This is a genomic window from Streptococcus cuniculi (assembly GCF_001921845.1).
GTDB lineage: Bacteria > Bacillota > Bacilli > Lactobacillales > Streptococcaceae > Streptococcus > Streptococcus cuniculi.
In genome coordinates, this window is record NZ_MSJM01000001.1 from 283,221 (window position 1) to 307,274 (window position 24,054).

Below are 24,054 nucleotides of genomic sequence, written 5' to 3' on the forward strand. Positions count from 1 at the left end.
AACCAGTTTCTGCCTTCAGAAATCAACAAGCACTCCTCTGAATATCAACACCTAAACTGTTTAGCTTATACAAAAAATAAGAGGAAAGGATTGTTTCATCCCTACCTCTTTTATACTAGTCTTACAATATATTCTCAAACGTATCGCGGACATCTTGTGGCCAGACGCTGGATTGGACCTCGCCGATGTGTTTTTTGCGGAGCAAGAACATGGCAAGACGCGATTGCCCGATACCGCCACCGATAGTGAGGGGAAAGAGACCATTTAATAATGCTTTATGCCATTCAAATTCCAGTCTGTCTTCGTCGCCTGTAATCGCAACTTGGCGCTTCAGCGCTTCTTCATCCACCCGAATGCCCATAGAAGATAGTTCAAAAGCAGATTGCAACTGCTCATTCCAAACCAGAATGTCTCCATTTAGCCCCTTGTAGCCATTTTCAGATGGTGTCGTCCAGTCATCGTAGTCAGGTGCTCTGCCGTCATGTGGTTTGCCATCTGGCAACTCTCCACCAATTCCAATCAGGAAAACAGCTCCGTATTCTTTTGCAATGGCATTTTCCCGCTCTTTTGGTGTCAAGCCTGGATAGCGCTCTGCCAATTCTTCCGAATGGATAAAGGTAATTTGCTTAGGCAAGACTGCGTCAATATCATAGCGAGCTTCCACAGCTAATTCTGTCAGCCGAATGGCCTTATAAATCAACTCCACCGTCTCTTTCAAATAAGCGAGGTTGCGTCTGCCGTCTGGAATGACTTTCTCCCAGTCCCACTGGTCTACGTAGACCGAGTGAATGGGATCAAGCGAGTCTTCATCTGGCCGAAGAGCCTTCATGTGGACAAATAGACCTTCCCCTTCATTAAAGCCAAAGCGAGCCAAGGTATGGCGCTTCCATTTGGCCAAGGAATGAACGACTTCATAGGTCGCATCTGGAATCAATTTGACATTGACGGTTACCGCATTTTCAACCCCTGATAGGTTGTCCTGCATCCCGTCACCGACACGGCTCAAAATCGGGCCCTGTACTTCGACAATTTCCAACTTGTCCTTTAGATATTGGGTAAAGGTGTTTTTGACAAAGGAAATCTCTTCTTGTTGGTGGATAAAACTCTTCTTCATACTCCATAACCTCCAAAACTATATTCCTATTATAGCCTTTTTAGTGGATATGTAAAGTGAAATATTAAATTTTCTGATAATTTTATACTCCTAGGCCATTAGCCTTACAGCAAGGTTTCAAGAGCCTGGCGGCATTCTGGTGTGGCAAGCCGAGGACCACGCACTGCTTTCACTCCTAAACGCTTCATCTGCGACAGGGGAAAATCGCTATCTGCCAACTCTTTCAAGACCTCCAGCTGCATGTATTGTCTATCGCTTTCAGCAATATTAGCCTTGGTCACGCGACAGAGATAGCGAATGGCCTGAATCGGTGCGGTCATATAAATACAGACCATATCGCCTGCCTTGATTTTGGGCTTTTGGCTCCAGAGAATCTCGCCCTTGCTCCGTAATTCGGTATCAATATCATAGAGTTTGGGATTGGCTGGGATAAGCCAGCAACAAGGACCAGATGAAAGTTGCGTCGCTTTCGGAGCGACCAAATCGCGGCTCTTACTGACGAGGGCAAACAAGACCTCATCTGCTAAACTGCCGTCCAGGCTAATCGAAACCCAAGTTTTCTTAGACATGTGGTAGGCAGGATAAATGCCTGCTGTTGAAAGCAAATTCTTCATCTGCCCAGCTTCTACTTTGACATTGATAATTTCGACTATTCCTGCTTTGTCTGCCACTCCCAAGGCTGTCCACGGCACTTGGGTCACCAAGCCGTACCATTTTTGATTGGTAGCATGGCGCAGGGTGGCGATGTCTGGCGCCTTGGTAAAGGGATAATCAGGAACTTCTTGAAACTGTTCCTTTACATAGCGAACCAAGCGGTTGCCTTGGGCGGATTGAAAGGTTTCTTCTTCGGTACAATGCTGCACCAAGTGGTGCAGAATCTCCGCATAACGCTCTCGTACTTCTCCTACAAAGGCCCCGACCGCACGCTGAATGCGAAAGGCATGGTATTCTTCATCCATATCCAAGTCCCAGATTTGGGCAGAGGCCTGATTTGGCAATTCTACCCGAATCCGCGCTTCAAAATGGCCATCCATAAAGGGCTGACAAAAGCGCCAAACCCCATTTTCTTCCTCAAAACCATAGGCCAAGAGGCGGTCTTTCTGCCAGATTTTATCCTTGAAAAACGAGTCTTCAAACAACATTGCTTCCTCCTTTACCCTGTTTAAAAAAAAGTGTGGAAATCGATTCATCGACCTTCCCCACTCTTTTCATTTCTCTCTAAATCCGCACTAGTTCGCTACGTCATCCTTGTCTTTTTGCTCTCCTTGATCCATGGCTTTTTTAAAAGATGAAATCATTTTGCCGATGGATTCGCCCAACTCTGGCAGGCGTTTTGGTCCAAAAATCAAGAGGGCACCCAAGACTAAGATAATCATTCCTGGTGCTCCAATATCGCGTAAGATTCCCATATCAGGTTCTCCTTTTTTCTTTTCTTCGGTAGAGCCACTTGCTAAGCGCCACACTCACTTCATAGATGAGAATGAGCGGCACCGTCATGGCTAAATCACTGGTAAAATCAGCTGGAGTAATGACCACGGCCATCACCAGCAAACTAAAGTAGGCATGTCTTCTATATTGTACCAAAAATCGCGGGCTAAGGATACCGATGGAGGTCAAAAAAGCAACCAAGACAGGAATTTCAAAGACAACAGCCATCGGGATGGTCGTATGCAGCAAGAAAGCCAGATAATTTTGCGCGGTTAACTGGGTATCAAAGAGCCCTTCGCCAAAGGACAAGAGCACCTGTAAAAGGGCTGGACTGACCAGATAAAAGCCAAACAGCAGCCCCGCTACAAAGCAGAGAAAAACCGCGGGAATATACCAAAATACGCTTCTTGCTTCTGCCTTTTCAAGGGCTGGTACAACAAAAGCCCAGACTTGATAGGTCAAAAAAGGCAGGGTCAAGGTAAAGGCCACAAGGCTCGCCAAATTGATATAAATCCACAGAATGTCATTTGGCCCCAAGACAATCAATTTTTGGGAAAATCCCTGCGTTAAAAACTGATAGATGCTACTTGAAAAATAGAGACTGACCAAAAAACTGAGGAAGAAAAAGGAAACAGTCCAGATAAATCGGCTCCGAAATTCAGTCAAGTGCTCCACAATGGTCAATTCTTGCTTAGTCTTCATGCGGCTCTCGATTCTTCCAGGTTAGCCAGCCAATCAAGCCTAGGAGCAGGGCTTGTGGTAGCAGAATTTCGATACTTGGATAAAGACCGATGACATCAAGAGTCGGAATACCCTTGACCACATGACTAGGCAATATATTGGTCAATTGAAGGGCGTGCAGGCTCACTCCCAGCATCTTAAAGGCGAGACCATAAATCAGCCATGTTAGGTAGAAAAAGACCTTGTGCGGTTTGATTTTACTCGTCGTTTTCAGCATGACAAATGCTAGGATGACCAAGACTAGGAAGGCCAAAGCGATACCCAGTAGGAAATCCTGCAAGGTGATTTTGGGCAGAATCCCTGCATAAAAGAGAATGGTTTCTGCCCCCTCACGAAAGACCGCTAGAAAACTAAGAGCAAACATGGAAACAAAACTACCGCTTGCGGTGACCACGCGCATCTGTTGTTCCATATAAGCATTCCACTTCTTGACCGAAGACTTACTGTGGAGCCAGATACCAATCACAATCATCATGATGACCGCCACAATCCCGACTGCCCCTTCGATGATTTCACGATTCGCACCTGATGAGAGCCTAGGGAAAAATTGCTGCAAAGCAAGCGCCAGGAGGGCACTAGCTAACAGACCCGCAAGTGCCCCACCATAGACCCATGTCAAACCTTTTTTCTGCCTGCTAGCTTTTAAGGTGGAGACTAAGACCATGACGATGAGAAGGGCCTCAACCCCCTCACGCAACAAAATCAACATGGCATCAAAAACATTGTAGCTGGCCGAGGTGTCAATGCTAGACAAATCCGCAATCAGCTGGGCTAATCTTTCCTGATAAGCAGGCTCTTCCCCTCGCACCATGATAACAGGCGACTCACTCTCCACCCGGGTATACAGGCTAGGATTTCGCGTGCTGACATCGCCCTCAATGGTCGGCCAAATGGTGATAAATTCCTTCATCAGAGAAGCACCCTTGGTCTTGTCATCAGCTTCAAAGGCGGTCTTTGCCTGCACTAAGAGGTCAAGCCCGTCTTTTAAGGTCAAATTGGTCGCAGCTGTCACCACTTCCTTGCCATCAATAAACTCTTGAATAGCAGTTTGCAAGTCGTCAAAAGAGGCCTGAATACTGCTATAGTCCACAGGTTCTGTCTCAATGCTACTGCGCAAGAACGAAATAGCCGTCTCAATCTTTCCATAATGACCTGTACTGGTATCGCGGACAATCCCCTCATTGACCGTCCAAGTGCTATTTAACTTTTTGTACTGCTCCTTGATTGCTACGATGTCCTTGCTGTCAATAGCAACCTGCAACTGCTCGTAATAAGGTACGAGTTTATTCATCAACTTCTCTTTTTCAGCTTCAACATCAACTGGGTGTTGCTCGGCATCAAAGTCCAAGAGAGCTTTTGAAACAGCAACCAAATTTTCTTCTGACGGTGTCTTTTCTAATTCCACAAGGCGTTTTTCTACCCGCTGACCCGCCTTAGAATCATGGTTATCAACCTGCGTGAAATCTGCCTGCAGTTGAGCAATCAGCTGCTCTGCTCTTTCCTTATCCCCTTTGTTCAAGGCTGTAGTCGCATCTGTAATCGTGATAAAGAGATGACTATAGGACTCTTTTGCAAATACCGGGCTGGTAAATAAAGCAAGAACCAATACCGCAACCAGCACCAGTCTATTCAAATAAGGCTTGACCAATGTACTCTCCTTTTTTCACCCCAGCAAAACAGGCAAATAAGCCACTTCCAACATGCGTGATGTATTCATTTAACTTGTCTACATTTCCGAGATTATTTTGAATGGTGATAAACTGTTCTGGATCTTTTTGGAATGAAATAAAGAGCAAACCTGAATCGAATTGTCCTGTTTTTTCATCAATCCCATCAGAATAAGAATAGGCCCTGCGATAGATTTCAACACCCGTCTCCTTAGCAAGGCGGACATGGGAATCCACCGGCACAACTGGCTCGCCCTTATCGTCTTTCAAATCGAGATCCACTTCATCAAACTCATCTTTTTGCCCAAAGGCTGCGCCACTTTCCTTGTAACGACCGAAGGTATTTTCTTGCTCTTTCAGGCTAGTCCTATCCCACGTTTCTAAGAACATCTGAATCCTGCGCACCGCCATATAGGTACCACCCCGCATCCAATCGGCCCCATCACACCAGATGACTTCCTTGAACTCTTCTTCCGTCTTGCCATTAGCCGTTCCGTCCTTAAAGCCAAAGAGGTTTCTCGGGGTTTCCTTGCGATTGCCGAGCGCCGCAAATCCTGCCTGACTCCACTTCATGGTCACCGCATGGCGGGCCTTTCTCACCAGATTTCTGACCGCATGAAAGGCTACCTGCTCATCATCTGCACAGGCCTGAATGACGATGTCTCCCCCTGTATATGTTTCCTTGAGTTGATCGCGCGGAAATACAGGTAAATCCCGAAATTCTTTTGGCTTTTTACTATCCAAGCCCAACTTGGTCAAAAAGGCAGGTGAAATGCCAAACGTCAGGGTCAGGCGATGCGGATTGAGACCAACGGTTTCTCCTGTATCAAATGGCGGAAGATAGCTATTAGCCCCGTCTTCTTTGACCAACTGCCCGCTCACCAATTTCTCGCTATAATCTGTCCAGTCCTTAAACATCTGGATGACTTCAGCCTTGTCTGTTGAATGCAAGTCCAGCACCACAAAATAGACATTTTTTTGCATCGGCGTCACGATCCCTGCCTGGTGCTCACCATAAAAGGCAAGCTCTTCTCCACCGTCAGCTTTCGCGCTTTCTCCCATCACTTTTTTAGCGAAAAAAGCAGATGCACCAGAGGCACCGAGCGCAAGCCCAGCCCCTCCTATACCTGCTTTTTTGAGAAATTCACGACGATCCATTTTCTTATCAAACCATTTTTCGTCTTTTGTCATTGTTTACTTCCCGTCCAAGATAATCCCCATTTGAGACAGCGGCTCACCTAGCTTGGTCACAGCTTCTGCCAAGGTTTTGGTGTCTTCCGCACTCAAATCTGTGTAGAGTTTATAGTGTGTATCATCTGTCATGTACTTGTCAAGCAGACCATTGACATTCTGGAATTCTTTTTCAAGGGTGCTGACCAGATTCGCGTCTTTTGCTTCGAGCATTGGCTTGAAGAGCTCAAAAATCTTCTCTGCTCCTTCGATATTGGCTCTAAAGTCATACAAGTCCGTATGAGAATAGACTTCTTCTTCCCCTGTAATCTTGCTAGTTGCTACTTCGTTGAGCAAATCAACCGCCCCTGTCAACATGATGTCTGGTGTGACTTCAACAGTCGCAATCTTGGCCTTCAATTCCTTGATGTCATTGACCAACTGGTCGGCGTATGCTTCCGTTCCAGCTGTCGTATTGTCCTCCCAGAGGATTTTTTCAATGCGGTGGAAACCTGACCAACCGTCTTCGGTCTTGTTTTCTTCCATGTAGTCCACTAGACGGAAGTCGATTTTCACGTCTGACTCACCAAAACTTTCTGCAATCGGCTCTGAACGCTCATAGGCCATGCGGATGACAGGATAGACTGCTTTGGCTTCTTCTAATTTGCCGTCTTTGAGCAATTGGGCAAAGTTTTCTGTGTCTGTCAATAACTGACCGATTTGCTCTTCGACAAAGGTCTTGTAATCAGATGTCGCCTTGTCCAATGCTGTTTGATCGACTTGCATGGTCGTGCTTTCTTGTGTTGTCTCCGTTTTCGGCGCTGTTGTCGCACAGGCCGTTAATAAAACCGCAGATGATAGTAGGATAATCCCAAGTTTTTTCATTATCGTTCCCTTTCTTAAAAACCTACCTCCATTATAGCACAGTTTCTCTCATTTTCAAGCAATTATCTGACAATTTTAATGTTGATTAGAATGATACTAATCAACGATTATCCTGTGTGTACTCGCACAGGAATTGACATCTATCCATACGAAAAAGCCGAAAATCTCAACTAAAGAAGAATAGGCGGCATTCAAAAAAGAGGTGGGGAGTGAGACAAATATAACCTAAGAAGAGCATAAAACTAAAACCCAGAAGTTCCGTCAATAGAACTTCTGGGTTTTTGAGTAGTCAGGAAATATTTATCCCAACCTCCACTCCCTTTTATCGTCTGCTAGACGAAATTAATCTTTTCTGGTGCGGTATACAAATCCTGCTAGAACAAGTAAGGCAAATCCTAGGACACCCATCCAGATAGAAGTAGTTGTACCTGTACGTGGAAGAAGCATGCGTCGTTTGCCCGGTACTTTAGCAACTGGTGGCGGGGTTGACCCTGAGCTTGGTGGAAGCGATGTGCTACTGGTGCTTGTGGAGCTGCTTGGTTCTGTAGAGGAACTTGTGCTTGTTGAACTACTTGGCTCCGTAGAGGAGCTTGTGCTTGGAGTGCTTGAGGATGGTGGCGGAGTTGGTGTTGGTTTTTTCTTGTTGGTAAATGTACCAAGCTCCACTACTGCACCATCTTCTGAAATGGTCACTTCACGAGTCTCATTGCTCAAAGCATAGCCATCGATGGTTGATTTTTCAGCAAGCGTGTAGGTTCCATGAACAATATCCTTAAAGGTTGCAATTCCGTTTGAGTCTGTCTTTGCTTCTGCAATAATCTTGTCTCCCTGTTTCAGGACAAAGACAACGCCTGGCAAGACTTTCGCTTTATCATCCGCATCAACTTTGGTTACTTTAACGCTCCCCTTAATTGGCCGATTTTCAAAATCGGCTACTTCAACTACCTGATCCAATTCTGAAATCACGATTTCGCGGCTTTCCTGACTCAAGACATAGCCATCAACCGTTGAAACTTCAGTTAAGGTATAGGTTCCCTTAGTAAGGCCTTCAAAAAGAGCGACACCATTTGCATCTGTTGTTGCTCTGGCAATTTCCTTGTCACCTTGTTTCAAGGCAAAGACAACGCCTGGCAACAATTTAGACTTGTCGTCCGCATCAACTTTCGTGACCTTGACACTCCCCTTGATTTGCTTGTTCTCAATGTTGCCTAAGGAGATGTACTGATGGTCTTCATCAATCGTTACTTCTCTTGGTTCAAAATTAATGGCATAGCCATCCACAGTCGATTTTTCAACAAGGGTATAAGTCCCTTCTGGAATATCCTCAAACCGTACAATCCCATGCCCATCCGACGTTGCTGTATATAGTTCCTGATTTCCCTGTCTTAAAGCAAAGACGACACCTGCTAAAGCATATACTGTGGAAGAACTCTTTTCATTTGCCGCCCGAGACTTAACGACCACACCGCCCCTAGAAGGTGGTTGCTGATAGATAATTGTAGAAGAGACATAACAACCTTGTGGCGCGTCACTTGCTCCAGCAGACTTAACAACAACGCCACCATTATTGCTAGGTACTTGAATCACTACGCTCGGATTGAACCCAGGAGGACATGGAACATCTGACAGTTTCCGAAAATCAATGACCCCTGTGACCCTCTTCTTATTTTTTACCTTGTAATGAACAGTTGGCTCATTTCCCTGAGTCAAATCAATGGTTCCTACAGGATTTTCAGGTAACTTATAACCGGAAGGAGGCGTTATTTCTTCAATTCTATAGACCCCTAGAGGTAATGGAGCAACAGACGCTATACCCTTACTATCCGTGATAACAGTTGCTACTTCTGTGCCATTTGCATCGGAAACCTTAAAAATCGCCCCTGCTAGTTTTTGGTTCTCATTTTTGCTATCTACTTTTTCAATTTGAATACCTTTACGAGGGAGGTTTTGTCCACCATCCGTATCTACTGCAACTACCTGTCCCATACTAGTAATCGTACTGGCTAGCAAACCTAGCGCTGCACCAAGGTATAGGAACTTTTTCAACATTTTTTTCATCTTGTTCACAATCCTTATATATTATTTTTTACACTTTCTATTCCGAGAGAAAAGTGTACTAGCTAGTCTTGTTCACTTCTTGTATCTGACATGAAGTGAAGTAGTTATTCTACATCCTCGCCTCACTCTAGTCAGCGAAACGACAATGCCCACCCTTATCTGATTTCTGTTGTATTCTAACTAATAAAATACAGTCCCCTTTCTCCACCTATTTCCGCATCATCTTATTTACGCGATAAAAGCTAGATTTCATACGAATGTACACAAAACTAGCTTCTCTATTTTTTCCTAACACTTATATACATTATACCCCCAGACTAGCATTTTTGCAACCGTTCTCACATTGCCTACCCCCGAAAATAAACAAGATGAAATTCAAGCAAGAGCACTTTCATAGATATTTTCAAAAAGAATAGAAAGAAAACCGATACTATTCATATTATCCGAACATTATTTGTAGTTATTTACACGAAAGAAGCTATTTCCCAAACATTTTAAAAATATATGTTTTGTGTAAATTTTGAATACAAACAAAAAGAGGGAACCCCTCTTTTAACAACCAACAAACACTTTAAAAACTAGTCCCTCGAAAAGACCTTGGTTGGACTTACGGATGAATGCTTTCCTCACCAACCAGAACGACATGCCCCCAATTATCTTTTGTAAAACGACTTGGATAGACACGGAGCCAGTCTGGAATCAGTCTTTCTTTTATCAAGTTATCTCCTATTTCAAAATAATCCTTACAATTTAAGTTATTCTCTCGGAAATATTGCTTTAGGGCATATTCTTGTTGAAATGACTCTGAAAATACACGAAATTCTCTTTTCAATAAATTTGAATCATGTTCATACAAATAGCTCATTTGAAGAATATCTGAAGATTCAAGTCTATAGTTTATTATTATAGAAATATTTCCATTTTTCAACTGATCATTAGGATATAAAAAATTATATACTATACTTACTATATGTTCAGGAAGCGTTTCCTTTTTGTACTTCTCACTTATCACTCCATAAAGTAGCCCTCCCGTCTTCTTATCTTCTATATCTGGTAAATTATCCAGAGTAGAATTCGTCCGTAAAAAAGCAGTTGTCGCATGATGGTACTCATCATGATAAATTTCTTCAAAGATATTGCTATACCTCGGTCTCAAAGCAAGCAAAGTGACTGGCAGCAACACGGTAAGCAATATTAATAAAGTTATCGCATAAATTGTTTTTTTTTTGTTCATAATATCTCTTTCAATTGCTCCTGCTAAAGCCCAACCGCCTTTTCCAGAACTATACGCATCATAGCCCGAGAGGATAGCGCCTGAAGCGCCAATCCCTCCTGCAGTCACCAATACTTTCTTCCAATCTACCTTCTTCAAGAAGTTAGCTGTCTGCTTACCTATCCGCTTTGCAGTCGTACAAACATGTTTGTACATCTTCTGGAGTGCTTTCCCCCAATTACGGAAGAGGTTGCCCCCTTCGCGGGTCTTAGGTGTTGTCTTGAGACCTGTAGCTTGGGTATATTCATCTCGAATATGTTGTTGACGGCGCTGAACTGCTTGAGCTTGAGCCTGCGCTTGTTGTTGGGAGGCATAGAAAGAAGCGCTTGGATAATAGGCTTGTGGTCCCGATGCTTGATAACTTACTCTTCGTTGTTGATAGTTATTCCACTGCTGAGCTGCCCAGTTCCTAGCCTTGTTAACCTGAGTACCAACCCAGTTAGCTGCTTGGCTTACCTTATTGCTGACCCAATTAACCGCATGAGAGGCTGCGCTCTTAAGCTCCGCGGGCTCAAACTCCTTCAGATACCGCATTAATCGCAAGACTGATCATAATGCTACCGAGAGTAACTTTACCACCCTATACCACATCTACAATCGTATAAACTGCGAAATCACCTAGAAAATTCTAGATGATTTCTTGTATTTAGTCGAATCCAACTCCGCCTGTTATTTGGGTAATCAAACTTAAATGTTCTAGAGTCCTAACTTTATCAATATTGGATACATTCTTCTGACCTCCCAGTGCTAAGAGTGGAACAAATCCAAAGCACTGTTCATAACTTAAAGGGCCTAAGTGGCGAACAGCTTCTTCATATAGCTTAATTTCAAAGTACTCTTCTAAGAGTTCTTCGTCTTCCAAATCTTCTAAGAAATAGTGCATATTCTCCAAAACAGATATAAAGTCACCATCTTTATATCTCACTATTCTCAAATACTTCTGCTCTTCTAAAGTAATAATATCACCAAAAGCAGTTATAAAAATTGGAATGGCCAGCTCACCTCTGAAATATGTCCTTCGAACAAACTCCAAATAATCATCAGGATTAATCACTTTTAAATAACCATTAAGTAGATATCCTAACCCTTGATTTTTCCACAATTGCAATAATTCACTCGGAATACGATTACAATATTTATCAATTACATCACTAGGCATAGATGAAATTGTAGAAAATTTTAATAACATAACTACCTCCTATTGAACCAACTTGATATTCAAATAAATTTTACTCAAATCCTCATAATGTATTGTTCGAACGATTTCATCTACTGTAACAAGTTTATACCTTAAACTGCCTTTTATGTTTTCGACTTTGACCGATGACATCATATAGACACTCTTAATATTTAGAGGCAACGGAAAGAATGGCTCTTTTTATGGGGAGTCAGTTGAGAGCCTTCTGCTTATCAAAAGAGAGGCAATCAAGTCCTCTCTATCTTTTGACAAATCATCTGAACAGCCTCTGCCAGACTTACCTCAACTGTGAAGTATTCCTCTTCTTCCCAACCGAGATAATCCTTTTCTATCCACCAACGCTTCATATCAGCGGCTGTAAAGTCAGCCTGTTTCGCCCGAGTGGCGTGCCGCTTGACCGTCTCTTCAAACGGCAAATCGTAATAATAGGCAAAGACCCGAGGCGCAAAGAGTGTGCGCAAATCTGCCAACATCTCTCCGTAAATCTCCGTCTCGTAAAAGCCTTCGACAATGACCAGCAAATCCTCCGCATACCCAAAGCGCGCAATGGTCTCGGTCAAGGAAATCGAAAGATTACCTGGCTCCACCTTTTCTTTGAGCATAGTCCTCCTGACATTGTCTTGGGAAATGACCAAGGTCTTGCGACCATAGTGATTTTGTAGCGCCTGCGCCAAGCTGGTCTTACCCGATCCGGAATTTCCTCGGATAATCACAAGAGTAGCCATTAGCTTGCACCCCCCTCCATAAGACGCACGTATTCACGCTTGATACAGCGATTCATGACGACATCTGTGCGACCAGCAGCTTCTAAAATCGCAGCAGCTTCCTCACTTTGAAGGTCCAATTGTGCCCAAAAGACTTGCGCATCAACGGTCACAAATTCACGCGCCACATCTGCTAAAAACTCGCTCTTACGATAGACATTCACGATATCAATCGCAAGTGGAATATCAGAGAGGCTGGCATAGACTTTCTCGCCTAAAATCTCACCGCCAGCCAAGCGAGGATTGACAGGAATAATCTGATACCCCCTGTCCTGCATAAACTTAGAAACGCGCTTGCTGACTGCATCATCCTTGTCTGACAAGCCGACTACTGCAATGGTCTTACTATTGGCTAGATAGCTCTTCACTTGCTCATCTGTTGGATTTTGAAATTCGTACATGGTACTTCCTCCTTTTTTCTCTATTATACCACGAAAAAGCTATCCGACACCACTAAATAAAAGGCTTGAGACCAACAGTTAGACTGCTCGACTCAAGCCTTTTATCTAAGCGCACTTTATATATGAAGCTAAAATGCTTCCCCGAACCTCCCTCGCTCTCTTGTTTTCAGGCTCGAGGCTAAAACACCCCACCAAGTTACTTACGCTTTCCTATTTCTAGGCGCAAGGCTAAAATGCTTCCCCGAAGCATTTTACTACTCATCGCTGAACTGGCTGTTGTATAGATTCGCATAGAAGCCATTTTGGTTCATGAGGGCGTCGTGGTTGCCTTGTTCGATGATATTGCCGTCTTTCATGACGAGGATGAGATCGGCATTGCGAATCGTAGATAGGCGGTGGGCAATGACAAAGGAGGTGCGTCCTTCCATGAGTTTGTCCATGGCTTTTTGGATGAGCTCTTCTGTCCGCGTATCGACAGAGCTGGTTGCCTCATCAAGGATAAGGAGCGGTGCGTCCTTCAGAAGCGCACGGGCAATGGTGAGTAATTGCTTTTGCCCTACAGACAAGGTCACGGTGTCATCCAACATAGTATCATAACCTTTTGGCAAGGTCATGATAAAGTGATGTACTCCAACCGCTTTGGCAGCCTGAACGACTGCCTCATCTGAAATATTAGGTTGATTATAGATGAGATTTTCCTTAATCGTTCCCTCAAAGAGCCAGGTGTCTTGCAAGACCATACTAAAGGCATCGTGGACCTCGGAGCGCTTCATGGTTTTGGTGTCCACCCCGTCAATCAAAATCCGTCCTTGGTTGATCTCATAGAATTTCATCAAGAGATTGACAATGGTCGTCTTTCCAGCACCTGTTGGCCCGACAATGGCAATCTTCTGCCCAGCCTTAGCTGTTGCAGAAAAATCATGGATAATGGTCTTATCTGGCGAATAGCCAAAAGATACATGTTCAAAGGTCACATCCCCTTTAATAGCTTGTAACTGCTGCGGCTTATCCTGCTCATCTTCCATTTCAGGCTCCGCTAAAAACTCAAAGACACGCCCCATCGCTGCACTAGCCGATTGTAAGACTGTTAAGCCCTGCGCAATCTGTGAAAGGGGTTGGGAGAAGATACGGACATAGACCATAAAGGCGACAATCGTCCCCATGGTCGCATGACACTTGAGGGTAAGCGTAGCACCTGTGACTACAACCATGACATAGCCAAAATTTCCAATAAACATCATCATAGGCATCATAATCCCAGAAATGAATTGGGACTTCCACATGCTGCCATAAAGGGCTTGGTTGAGCGTTTCAAACTGCTTTTTGACCTCACGACCTGCATGATAGCTGGTCACAACTTGGTGGCCAGAGTACATTTCTTCGACATAGCCATTGACCTTGGCAAGATTGGCTTGCTGGCTCTTGAAAAAGCCTCTCGCACGCCCCATGATGATGCCGACAAAGACAAAACCAAACAAGACTGAGCCAATCGTCACAAAAGACAAGGTCACATTGGTCGTAAACATCATGATAAGGGCCGCGACTAAGAGAATGCTAGCAGACAGGACCGTTCCCAAACTTTGGTTGAGCGACTGGCTGGCAGTATCCACGTCATTGGTCACGCGCGACAGAGTATCACCTTGTGAATGGCTATCAAAATAGCCCAAGGGTAGTTTGTTGATTTTTTCAGCAATGGCTGTGCGCAAGCGTTTTGAGAAATGCTGTACGATGGTTGAAATGGTAAAGGCTTGGCCATAGTTGACCACCGCACCAATTCCATAAAGAATGGCTAGAGTCATGGCAATCTCAGATATCTGCCCCGTATCAATACCCGTCATCAAGCCCTCGGTAATCAAGTCCGTGATTTCACTTAACTTATCTGGCCCAATCACCGTGATGATGCTAGAGATAATGGCTCCTATCATCGCAAGGACAAAGGGAACTTGGAAACCTTTGATATAAGGCTTCATCTGGCTAAATAAAGAGTTTTTCTTATTTTCCATTTTCCAATTCCTCCTTCGATAATTGTGAGTAGGCAATTTCTTGATAGACCTCGTTGCTGGCTAGTAACTCCTTGTGAGTCCCTTGACCAACGACTTTTCCCTTATCCAGCACCAAAATTTGGTCGGCATCCATGATAGTTGAAATTCGCTGGGCAACAATCAACTTGGTCATTCCTGCGGTCTGTGTGGCAAGCTCCTCTCGCAAGGTGCGGTCTGTCCGATAATCCAACGCAGAGAATGAATCATCAAAAATCAGAATTTCTGGCTTACGAGCAAGGGCACGCGCAATCGCCAAGCGCTGGCGCTGACCGCCAGAGAAGTTACTACCAGACTGGGCCACATGGGAAGACAAACCGTCTTCTTTTTCCTCAACAAAGCCTCTCGCCTGCGCCAACTCCAAGGCCTCCCAAATGGCTTCATCCGTAAGTGGGCTTTGCCTGCTTTCTCCAAAATCAATATTGCTGCGAATATCACCTGAAAATAGCACCGCTTTTTGCGGAATGTAGCCGACTTTGGCATGCAAATCAGCCGCGCTATAGTCTCTCACATCTACACCATCCAGCAAAATCCGCCCTTCACTCACATCGTAAAAACGCGGAATCAAGTTGACCAGAGTGGATTTTCCAGAGCCAGTCGAGCCGATAAAGGCCACCGTATCTCCTGCCTTTGCGGCAAAATTGATCTGTTCAATCACAGGTTCAGATGTATCAGAATAGCGGAAAGTCACATCCTCAAAGACAATCTGATTAGCACCTGCTGCTCCAGTTTGAGACGCTTCAGGCGACTTGATCGAAGAGGTCAAATCCAAGACTTCGTTAATCCGCTTGGTTGAGACCAAAACGCGCGGTAAAATGATAAACAAGGCGCTCATCATCATAAAGCCCATCACGACCTGCATGGCATAGGACATGAAGACCACCATATCGCTGAAAATCGGTAATTTATCGGTGAGCTCCGCCTCGTTAATCAAGTAAGCCCCAATCCAGTAAATCGCTAGGCTCAAACCGCTCGAAATCGTCATCATGACAGGATTCATAATGGCCATCAAGCGACTGACAAAGAGGTTTAAAGCTGTTAATTCCTCATTGGCCTGTGCAAATTTGCCGTCCTGATAGTCTTCAGCATTGTAGGCCCGAACGACACGAATACCAGATAGACCTTCTCTGGTCACGCTGTTGAGACGGTCGGTCAATTTTTGGACAATGGTCTGCTTTGGAAAAGCCAAAGTGACCAAAATGGTCATCATGACCAGGTTAATCAAGACTGCAACGACAACTGCCCAGAGCCAATGGTCTGATTTTCCAACGATTTTGCTCAAAGCCCACATCGCCATAATCGGCCCACGAGTTGCTACCTGCAAACCCATGGTAAACAAAAGCTGAATCTGGGTCAAATCATTGGTCGTCCGTGTCAACAAACTAGGAATGCTAAAACGTTTGATTTCCGCATCCGAATAATCAAGGACACGGTGAAAAATATCCTTACGCAAACGGGTCGTAAAGCTCGCAGCCAAGCGCGAGGCCATAAAGCCAACCATGACAGAAGATACAAAACTAGCAAGAGACAAGCCTAGCATTTTCAAGCCAGGCGACCAAAGGTCTGATGCAGTCGTGTCTGGCAATTGCAAGAGCTTGGTGATTTCGGACATATAGGTCGGCACTTCTAATTCCAGCCAAACAGTCAAACAGACAAAGGCAATGCTGGCTAGAATCATCAACCGCTCTTTGCCATTTAAACGGTTCAATAGTTTACTCATTCTTTCTCCTTCTGCTCAATTTTTTCTAGATTCTGATGAAGTTCTTGGATGACTTTTGAAAAGACAGCTAAATCTTCTGGCGCAATACCCGCCACCAATTGCTGGCGCAAATCGCCCCAAAAGTCACTCATTTTTTTGCTTTTTTCCTTGGCGCTATCCGATAGACGGACAATTTTCTTGCGTTTATCAACCTTGGACGGCTCTACCACGATAAAGCCATTTTTTTCCATCCGCTTGATGAGGTTGCTCGCAACGGATTTAGAAATCTTTAAATGGTGCTCAATATCTTTAATAAAGATTTCTTTATCCTGATGAAGGGCTAAATAGTGCAACACATGCCCCTGCGGTCCTCCGAGCAAGTCCATATCCGCATTTTTTGCCACCGAGTGGACGACAGAGCCCATTTTATGGGCTAATCTTTTAAATTCTTGAAGTGGATCCGTTGTCATATTCTATTCCTCTCTAATTCGTTATCATGAGAACCATTTTAGCACTTTCTTATCAGATGTCAAGAAGAACGTTCTCATGAGAACGATTTCTTAGAACACTATTTTTCAACCTTTTCTACTCCTAGGATTTATGGTATACTAGCTAAATATATTCATTGGAAGGAAAGGCTGACATCTATGATTCTTCACCTCATTTGGCTACTCCCTGCCCTCTTATTTATCGTCCTCTTTCTCATCGAACCTAGGCGCCTGATCAATGCCTATCTTTTTTTCATTACCCTCATTCTCTTTGCGGCCATTGTCGCGGGCTTCTTTGTCGTACAACTAAGTCTCTGGGATAGGCAAACGGCTATTATCATCTTGATTGGTGGGCTTCTGCTCATTCCACTAAGTGTAGTTCTATCAACCGTCTATCTCCTCTTTAACGGAAAACAGATGATGACCTTTGAAGGACGTAGACTGGCCAATCTCCTCTCGCTTTTTTACGGTCTAGGCATCCTCCTCACTCTGGCTCTCCACTTCCTATCTCACTATTTTATCATTGCAAAATTGGCAGCGCTACTCGATAATCTTCTCGTCTATGGGAGTTTTCTCTACCTATCCTATGTCATCTACGGACTTTTTTACAATCTCTTTCCTCTCACCTACCAGCCTGACTACATCATTGTCCTCGGTTCTGGGCTAATAGGTGACAAGGTTCCGCCCCTACTTGCACAGCGTCTAGACAAGGGACTCTTCTACTATGAAAAATTTGGCAAACAGCCGACCATCATCGTTTCTGGCGGTCAAGGCAGTGATGAAAACATCTCCGAAGCCAAGGCCATGTCCCGCTATCTGCTAGATAAGGGGCTTCCTGCCAACAAACTTCTGCTCGAGCAGCAGTCCACCACCACCCTTGAAAACCTGACCTTTTCACAGAAATTGATTGGTGAAAAACAAGAAACGACACCTCGCTTTCTAGTCGTGACCAATAGTTTTCACTCCTTGCGAGCAGGGATTTACATGCGAAAACTGGGTCTCAAAGGCCGTAGTGTCGGCTCGAAAACGGCCCTTTACTACCTGCCGAGCGCTTGGATTCGTGAAAGCGTTGGTCTTGTTGTCATGTACTGGAAGTGGCATGCAGTCATCATCGGACTCAACATTTTATCTTGGATTAGTTCATTCTTTTTCTAATATTTAAATGCTATAGTCTTTTGAATGAACTTTGATACATCGTCACTTTCGACTTGCCGTACTCATAGTCAATGAAAATCAAAATGAACACAGAGAAAAAAGAGCCAGCCGGCTCTTTTTCTATGCTCGCATCTTACTATTTCCCATACTCCTGCCAATCAGACTCCCACTCTGACATCAGTTGTTGACGAAGGTAGGTATCACGCAGGACATGTGAAAATGCCAAAGCCTGTTGATAGGACTTTCGTGCCAAAGCAACATCTTGGCGGAACATCATGGCGCATTTCCATTCTAAAAGATAGACAACGGCTTTTTTCTGATAATCCTGTGTCAGCTCCATCATCTGCTCTAGTAAGGCAAGCATCTCCCTGTGTTTATAGGCAAGTCCATATTGTAAACCTGCCGTCAGACAGGCAATCAAGACATCACGCAAGATAAACCATTCTTCAATTTTTAAGTGCTGGTCCTGTTCCAACAGACAATCAACCATCTGCCTATAAAAGGGTTCTTCAAGTAAATCCTCTATTAACTGACAGGCTAAAAAATAAACATGGATGAGCAGCAAATCGTTGATACCATAAACTTTACGGCGCTGAACCTGCTCTAGGTAATCATCAAAAATCTGCGTTCGTGTGGCAGGCTTTATCCCTCGACACATCCGTATGCGACAGCGCAAAATCCAGATAATGACGCGCTCGTCTTCTGGTAGTTGGTCATAGAACCGTTCTGCCATTTCCTCCACACAGGCCGCCATCTCATCCAACTTTTCCTCCTGCCCAAAAGCAGACAAACGTAGGGCAAGGTATTTCAAATCCAGATAGTCTTGTGGCAGCGCAACATAGTATTTCATCAATTGATAGGTTGGAATCGCTAAACGCGAAGCAATAAATTCGATTTTGGCCAAGGTCGGCTTTGAGTGACCAGATTCTAGTCGCGTTAACTGTCTGACAGATAGGCAGGCCTCATCTCCACATAAGTCTTCCTTGGTCCATCTCCGTTCTAAGCGTAAAGTTCGAATAAACTCTCCGAAAGTCATCTTTTCCTTTTCCATCTCCAACAACACCTATTTATCAACAGAAAAAGGCGGGAAGGCTCTGTTCCCTTGGCCTATTTTCCTATAGTAGACACTGCATCAACAGCAGGTCCACCATTTTAATTGCGATAATAGATACCAAAATTCTTTCAACACGGCTCCTCCTTTCCTTCAAGATGTATTTATTATAAATAAACACGCCGAAGAAAAACAGGACAAAAATGTCATGCTGTAGGCAAACCCTGCTCCAAATAATGCTCTTTCCACTCGTCAAACTTTCGCAAGGCTCCCTCATAGCCAATCGTAGAAATTGAGTTCAGTAGCTCCTCTACCTTTTTCTCTGCTAGCTGACGGTTTTTCAGAAATAAAATCTGGCATTCCTGCAAGTGAACAATCGGTAGATTTTGAAAATCTTGTATCTGCTTCATGATTTCCTTACTCTGCTTCACCAGCTGACCAATCCCGTCACAATAGCCATTATTCAACCCTACTGCCACACAGGTCACATAAACCGTAGATAAGAGGAAGAGCTGCTCAACAGGCAAATGTTGGTCTTGGGCCAACAAACCGTTCACAAAGTGCCGATACAACCTGCGATTAAACAGACTATTGTCCAAATAAACACAATAAAAATACAACTCTAACAGTAGCAGATCATTGACCTGATAGACAGACCTTTGCTTGACCTGCTCAAAATATTCCTCCAACATGCGGTTGCCAAAGGTTGGCTGACCGGTTACAAAAACATCCACCCATGATTGCAAGACATCAACCGCCACCTGTTCATCCTCTGGCAAATCATCGTAAAACTCCTCATACATCTCAAGGAGATAGGCTTCTTTTTGGGCGACAAGTGTCGATTGACCAAACAAGCCTGTCCTCATCACCAAGTATTTTAAGTCGAGGTAGCGTTTGGGCAACTCTACATAATCTTCCATCAGTTGATAGATAGGCACGGCTAAACGATCTGCTAAATATTCGATTTTGGTCAAGGTTGGCTTTGATTCTCCTTTTTCCAGACGAACCAGCTGACGGACAGACAATTCTTTCTCATCACCACAGAGCATTTCACGGCTTAACCCCTTTTCCTCACGCAGGGTTCTGACAATTTGACCAAATGTTTTATGAGAACTCATTCCTCCCCTTTCTTTCTCATCTTTTCAATAAATAGAAAAAGCAAGAGACTGGACCTTCGCCCAGTTCCTTGCATATCGGAAATCCATTCATGGCAAGTGGCGAAAACGCTTGGTTTCAGCTACTTGTTCTATTATAGAGCTTATTTTAGCAAAGTTTCATTTCGTTTTCAACATCAATTTTCAGAAACATAGATAAAACATAGATAAAAAGAGCCAATTTTGACTCTTTTTATGCACTTTCTTCTTTTTTTGCGAATTGACTAGTATAGAGATCATAATAGAAGCCTCTATCAGCTAGAAGACTCTGATGATTTCCTTGCTCGATGATTTGTCCATCTTTTAGCACCAAAATCTTATCAGCTTCTTGAATGGTTGATAAACGGTGGGCGATGACAAAGCTGGTCCGACCTTTCATCAAGTTTTTCATGGCTTTTTGAATCAAGAGTTCCAAGCGTGTATCAACGGAACTCGTCGCCTCATCCAAAATCAGAATTTTTGGATCCGCTAGAAGCGCCCGTGCAATGGTCAAGAGCTGCTTTTGACCGAGCGAAATATTGCTCGATTCCTGATTCATCTCCATGTTGTAACCACCTGGCAGGGTTCGGATAAAGTGATCAACATTTGCAGCCTTGGCTGCAGCTATAATCTCCTCATCTGTCGCCTGCAAGTTCCCAAAGCGAAGATTTTCCTTGATTGTCCCCTCATAAAGCCAAGCATCTTGCAAGACCATCCCAAACTGCTGGCGGTATTCCTGACGCGAAAGATGGCGAATATCATGCCCATCGACTGTAATCGAGCCGCTGGTCACATCATAGAACCGCATCAGAAGATTGATGAGAGTTGTCTTTCCAGCCCCTGTTGGTCCGACAATGGCGACCATTTCGCCAGGCTCGACTTCTAGGTTAAAATCACGAATCAAGGGCTTGTTTTCCACATATTGGAAATCGACATGCTGGAAGCTGACTTGACCTGTCAAATCATGCTCTAAATGCTCGGTCACATCCATCGGCTCATCGGCTTCATCCAAGACTTGGAAAATCCGTTCGAGCGATGATTTAGCACTCTGCAAGGGACCCGCCAACTGGGTCAGGGTCTGAATAGGCTGGCTGACCTGCCAAACGTATTGAACAAAGGCTTGCATATTCCCGATTGTCAAACGCCCTGCAATGACCTGCAAACCACCGACCACCGCAACAATTAGATAGGTCAGGTCAGACACCGCATGAAGAATCGGCATCATTAGTCCAGAGATAAAACTCGCCTTAAAACCAGCCTGTTGCAAGATCGCTGTAATGTCTTGAAAATCCTCTGTGGACGCTTCCTCACGACCGTAGAGTTTCAGAACATTAAAGCCTGATAAATTCTCCTGCACAAAGCCATTGAGCCGTCCCAAAATAGCGGCCTGCTCCTTGAAATAGGGCTGCGATTTCTTGAGAATAAGCTGCGCTCCGAAGTAGGTCAGAGGAATGCTGACCATAACAATCAGCGCCAATTTGAGATTTAAAAAGAGCATCATGGCAACGACGAGGGTAATGGTAAAGATAGCGTTGACCAACTGAAGCACACTTTGCTGGAGGGCATTTGACACCGTCTCCACATCACTCGTGAAACGCCCCAAGATATCTCCAAACTGCTGCTTGTCAAAATACGATACCGAAATGCGATTGATTTTTCGGCTCAAATCATTGCGCAAATCCGCCACCGTCTGCTGAACCGCATTGGTCATGAAATAATTGGAATAATAGGCTCCGATTTCATAAAAGAGGGCGCGGACAAAATATAGCAGTAAAATCCAGAAAATATAGGTCGCGTTAATCCCTGCACCTGCCACTCCTCTTGCCATATCCATGAGATTTTTGGTCAATTCGGTAATGGCAAGTCCTAGTACAAAAGGTTCCAAGACACTCATCACGACACTCAAAATCTTGAGGAAAACGGCGGCGAAAAGCGCCAGTTTGTACACTTTCAAATAGCTCCATAAACGAGCAAAACTAGATGATGTTTTCATGCTTCCTCCTATTCTTCTGTCAATGATTGGCTGTTCAGCTGAGAATTGGCAATCTCGCGGTAGATGTCATTACTTTCCATGAGCTCCTCATGCGTACCGCGTCCGATGATCTCACCCTTATCCAAAACGATAATCTGATCCGCATCCATAATCGTTCCTACACGCTGCGCCACGATTAGAACCGTCGCATTTTGGGTCACTTCTTTCAATCGGCGGCGTAAAATCGCATCTGTCTTATAGTCCAAGGCAGAAAAAGAATCATCAAAGATATAAATATCTGGCTCTTTGACTACCGCACGAGCAATCGACAGGCGTTGTTTTTGCCCGCCAGAAAGGTTGCTTCCCCCTTCTGCCAAGTGCGTTTCAAACTGTTCTTCCTTGCTTTCAATGAATTCACGCGCCTGCGCAACATCGGCCGCCTGATGCAATTCTGCATGACTGGCATCTTCTTTTCCATAACGCAGATTTTCTGCAATCGTTCCCGTAAAGAGAAGCGCCTTTTGCGGAATAAAGCCAATCTTCTGGCGCAGGGCCTTAAGATTGTAAGAACGCACATCCACACCATCGACCAAGATTTTCCCCAAGGTGACATCGTAAAAACGCGGAATCAACTGCACCAAGGAAGACTTCCCAGAACCTGTTGAGCCGATAAAGGCAATGGTTTCTCCTGGCTTAGCCTTAAAGGAAATATTATGCAAGACTGGACTTTCAGTCTCTCCTGGATAGGCAAAGGTTACGTTATCAAATTCCAGATAGCCTTTGGTCTCCGTCTCTGTAACCCCATCCTCGTTTGGATTGATGGAAATCGGCATGTCCATGACTTCCTTCAAACGCTCGCTTGACACCGCCGTCCGCGGATACATGGTAAAGAGATTGGACAAGAGAAGGAAGGATAAGAGGGCATGGAAACTATACTCGATAAAGGCTACCAAGTCCCCAATCTGCAACTCCCCACGACCAAGAGGCGCTAGGGCAAACCAGACAATGGCTACAATCATCGCGATAATAATCTGCACAAACAAAGGCTCGGTCAAGCCTGTTAACTTGAACAAGCGATTGGAATTTTGCGCATAGATGTCATTTTGCTCTGCAAAACGTTCTTCCTGAAATTCCTCTCGGGCAAAGGCGCGAATCACTCGCAGACCTGTTAGGTTTTCCCGTGCGTATTGATTGATTTTATCCAAGGTTTTCTGTTGTTTCTCAGACAGCGGACGGGTCTTCACCGCTACATACCAGACCACTATTGCTAAAAACGGCATGGCAAAAGCCACAATCCAAGCCATTGACGGGCTGGTTAGGAAAATCATCATCACGCTGGAGACCATCATCAAGGGGGTAATAACACCCAATTTCAAGACCTGCTCCGCAAACTGCATTAAGACAAAGGCATCACTGGTCATCCGTGTCACCAAGGATGAAACACCGATTTGCTCGTATTCATGATGCGAATACTCCTGCAACTTGGCATAGAGGTCATTACGCATATCCCGCACCATACTAGTGGTCAATTTACTCGCCGCATACGATAGCACAATCCGCCCCATGGTCCCAAGGACAATAACGACCAACATCATCATCGCCCAGAAATACAGACGCTCCGTATCTCGGCTATTGACCCCCTCATCAATCATTCGGGCTAAAACAGTTGGTAGACCAAGGTTAACAACCACGAAAAAAATGGCACCGATAAAGTCCAAGACCAACCATTTGGGATATTTTTTCAAATAAGACCAGATATAGTTCATTTCTCCTCCTTCTCATAACAAGAAAAAAGCACTGAACAGCACTTTTTTCGAT

20 protein-coding genes are annotated in these 24,054 nt (G+C 44.4%); 1 reads left to right on the top strand and 19 read right to left on the bottom strand.

Annotated elements, in window-relative coordinates; genetic code table 11:
- Positions 1-121: 121 nt before the first annotated feature.
- The 15 genes from asnA to BU202_RS01440 all read right to left on the bottom strand — a co-directional run bounded on the left by asnA (position 122) and on the right by BU202_RS01440 (position 16,907).
- The gene (gene asnA / locus BU202_RS01370) at positions 122-1,114 is read right to left on the bottom strand and encodes an aspartate--ammonia ligase (RefSeq protein ID WP_075104005.1); all 993 of its coding nucleotides are present in this window, start codon (positions 1,112-1,114) and stop codon (positions 122-124) included.
- Positions 1,115-1,218: 104 nt separating this feature from the next.
- Positions 1,219-2,256, bottom strand: coding sequence for an MmcQ/YjbR family DNA-binding protein (locus BU202_RS01375; RefSeq protein ID WP_075104006.1), 1,038 nt, complete (start codon positions 2,254-2,256; stop codon positions 1,219-1,221).
- Positions 2,257-2,343: 87 nt separating this feature from the next.
- Positions 2,344-2,523 carry a twin-arginine translocase TatA/TatE family subunit gene (locus BU202_RS01380; RefSeq protein ID WP_075104007.1) on the bottom strand — a complete coding sequence of 60 codons (180 nt, stop codon included), beginning with the start codon at positions 2,521-2,523 and terminating at the stop codon, positions 2,344-2,346.
- Position 2,524: 1 nt separating this feature from the next.
- Positions 2,525-3,244 (bottom strand): twin-arginine translocase subunit TatC, encoded by a 720-nt coding sequence (gene tatC, locus BU202_RS01385; RefSeq protein WP_075104008.1) that lies wholly within the window; start codon positions 3,242-3,244, stop codon positions 2,525-2,527.
- Positions 3,234-4,931 (bottom strand): FTR1 family iron permease, encoded by a 1,698-nt coding sequence (locus BU202_RS01390; protein ID WP_075104009.1) that lies wholly within the window; start codon positions 4,929-4,931, stop codon positions 3,234-3,236. The genes tatC and BU202_RS01390 overlap by 11 nt, the downstream gene beginning before the upstream one ends.
- Positions 4,909-6,141, bottom strand: coding sequence for an iron uptake transporter deferrochelatase/peroxidase subunit (gene efeB / locus BU202_RS01395; protein WP_075104010.1), 1,233 nt, complete (start codon positions 6,139-6,141; stop codon positions 4,909-4,911). The genes BU202_RS01390 and efeB overlap by 23 nt, the downstream gene beginning before the upstream one ends.
- Positions 6,142-6,144: 3 nt before the next feature.
- Entirely contained in the window at positions 6,145-7,005 is an 861-nt protein-coding gene (gene efeO, locus BU202_RS01400; protein ID WP_075104011.1) for an iron uptake system protein EfeO, read from the bottom strand.
- A gap of 342 nt (positions 7,006-7,347) precedes the next feature.
- Positions 7,348-9,063 carry an LPXTG cell wall anchor domain-containing protein gene (locus BU202_RS01405; RefSeq protein WP_075104012.1) on the bottom strand — a complete coding sequence of 572 codons (1,716 nt, stop codon included), beginning with the start codon at positions 9,061-9,063 and terminating at the stop codon, positions 7,348-7,350.
- A gap of 607 nt (positions 9,064-9,670) precedes the next feature.
- On the bottom strand, positions 9,671-10,870 hold the full coding sequence (locus BU202_RS01410) for a TipC family immunity protein (protein WP_075104013.1): 1,200 nt from the start codon (positions 10,868-10,870) through the stop codon (positions 9,671-9,673).
- A 112-nt stretch (positions 10,871-10,982) separates the two neighbouring features.
- A complete protein-coding gene (locus BU202_RS01415; RefSeq protein WP_075104014.1) occupies positions 10,983-11,525 on the bottom strand; it encodes a T6SS immunity protein Tdi1 domain-containing protein in 543 nt (180 codons plus the stop codon).
- 236 nt (positions 11,526-11,761) lie between these two features.
- Positions 11,762-12,259, bottom strand: a complete 498-nt coding sequence (locus BU202_RS01420; RefSeq protein WP_075104015.1) for a kinase — start codon at positions 12,257-12,259, stop codon at positions 11,762-11,764.
- On the bottom strand, positions 12,259-12,699 hold the full coding sequence (locus BU202_RS01425; RefSeq protein ID WP_075104016.1) for a CoA-binding protein: 441 nt from the start codon (positions 12,697-12,699) through the stop codon (positions 12,259-12,261). Before BU202_RS01425 ends, BU202_RS01420 begins: the two co-directional genes overlap by 1 nt.
- 254 nt (positions 12,700-12,953) lie before the next feature.
- Positions 12,954-14,702 (bottom strand): ABC transporter ATP-binding protein, encoded by a 1,749-nt coding sequence (locus BU202_RS01430; protein WP_075104017.1) that lies wholly within the window; start codon positions 14,700-14,702, stop codon positions 12,954-12,956.
- Positions 14,692-16,458: an ABC transporter ATP-binding protein gene (locus tag BU202_RS01435; protein WP_075104018.1), complete on the bottom strand. Its 1,767-nt coding sequence runs from the start codon at positions 16,456-16,458 to the stop codon at positions 14,692-14,694. Before BU202_RS01435 ends, BU202_RS01430 begins: the two co-directional genes overlap by 11 nt.
- On the bottom strand, positions 16,455-16,907 hold the full coding sequence (locus tag BU202_RS01440) for a MarR family winged helix-turn-helix transcriptional regulator (RefSeq protein WP_075104019.1): 453 nt from the start codon (positions 16,905-16,907) through the stop codon (positions 16,455-16,457). The genes BU202_RS01435 and BU202_RS01440 overlap by 4 nt, the downstream gene beginning before the upstream one ends.
- Before the next feature lie 177 nt (positions 16,908-17,084).
- Here BU202_RS01440 and BU202_RS01445 point away from each other — a divergent pair, with 177 nt between their 5' ends.
- Positions 17,085-18,080, top strand: a complete 996-nt coding sequence (locus BU202_RS01445; protein WP_075104020.1) for a YdcF family protein — start codon at positions 17,085-17,087, stop codon at positions 18,078-18,080.
- A 136-nt stretch (positions 18,081-18,216) separates the two neighbouring features.
- On the opposite strand, the gene BU202_RS01450 is transcribed toward BU202_RS01445, so the two are convergent.
- The 4 genes from BU202_RS01450 to BU202_RS01465 form a co-directional block, all read right to left on the bottom strand.
- The gene (locus BU202_RS01450; protein WP_075104021.1) at positions 18,217-19,131 is read right to left on the bottom strand and encodes a helix-turn-helix domain-containing protein; all 915 of its coding nucleotides are present in this window, start codon (positions 19,129-19,131) and stop codon (positions 18,217-18,219) included.
- A 206-nt stretch (positions 19,132-19,337) separates the two neighbouring features.
- Positions 19,338-20,249 (bottom strand): helix-turn-helix domain-containing protein, encoded by a 912-nt coding sequence (locus BU202_RS01455; protein WP_075104022.1) that lies wholly within the window; start codon positions 20,247-20,249, stop codon positions 19,338-19,340.
- Between the two features lie 229 nt (positions 20,250-20,478).
- Complete coding sequence (locus BU202_RS01460; protein ID WP_075104023.1) at positions 20,479-22,257, bottom strand: ABC transporter ATP-binding protein; 1,779 nt, start codon at positions 22,255-22,257, stop codon at positions 20,479-20,481.
- An 8-nt stretch (positions 22,258-22,265) separates the two neighbouring features.
- Complete coding sequence (locus BU202_RS01465) at positions 22,266-24,002, bottom strand: ABC transporter ATP-binding protein (protein WP_075104024.1); 1,737 nt, start codon at positions 24,000-24,002, stop codon at positions 22,266-22,268.
- Positions 24,003-24,054: the final 52 nt, after the last annotated feature.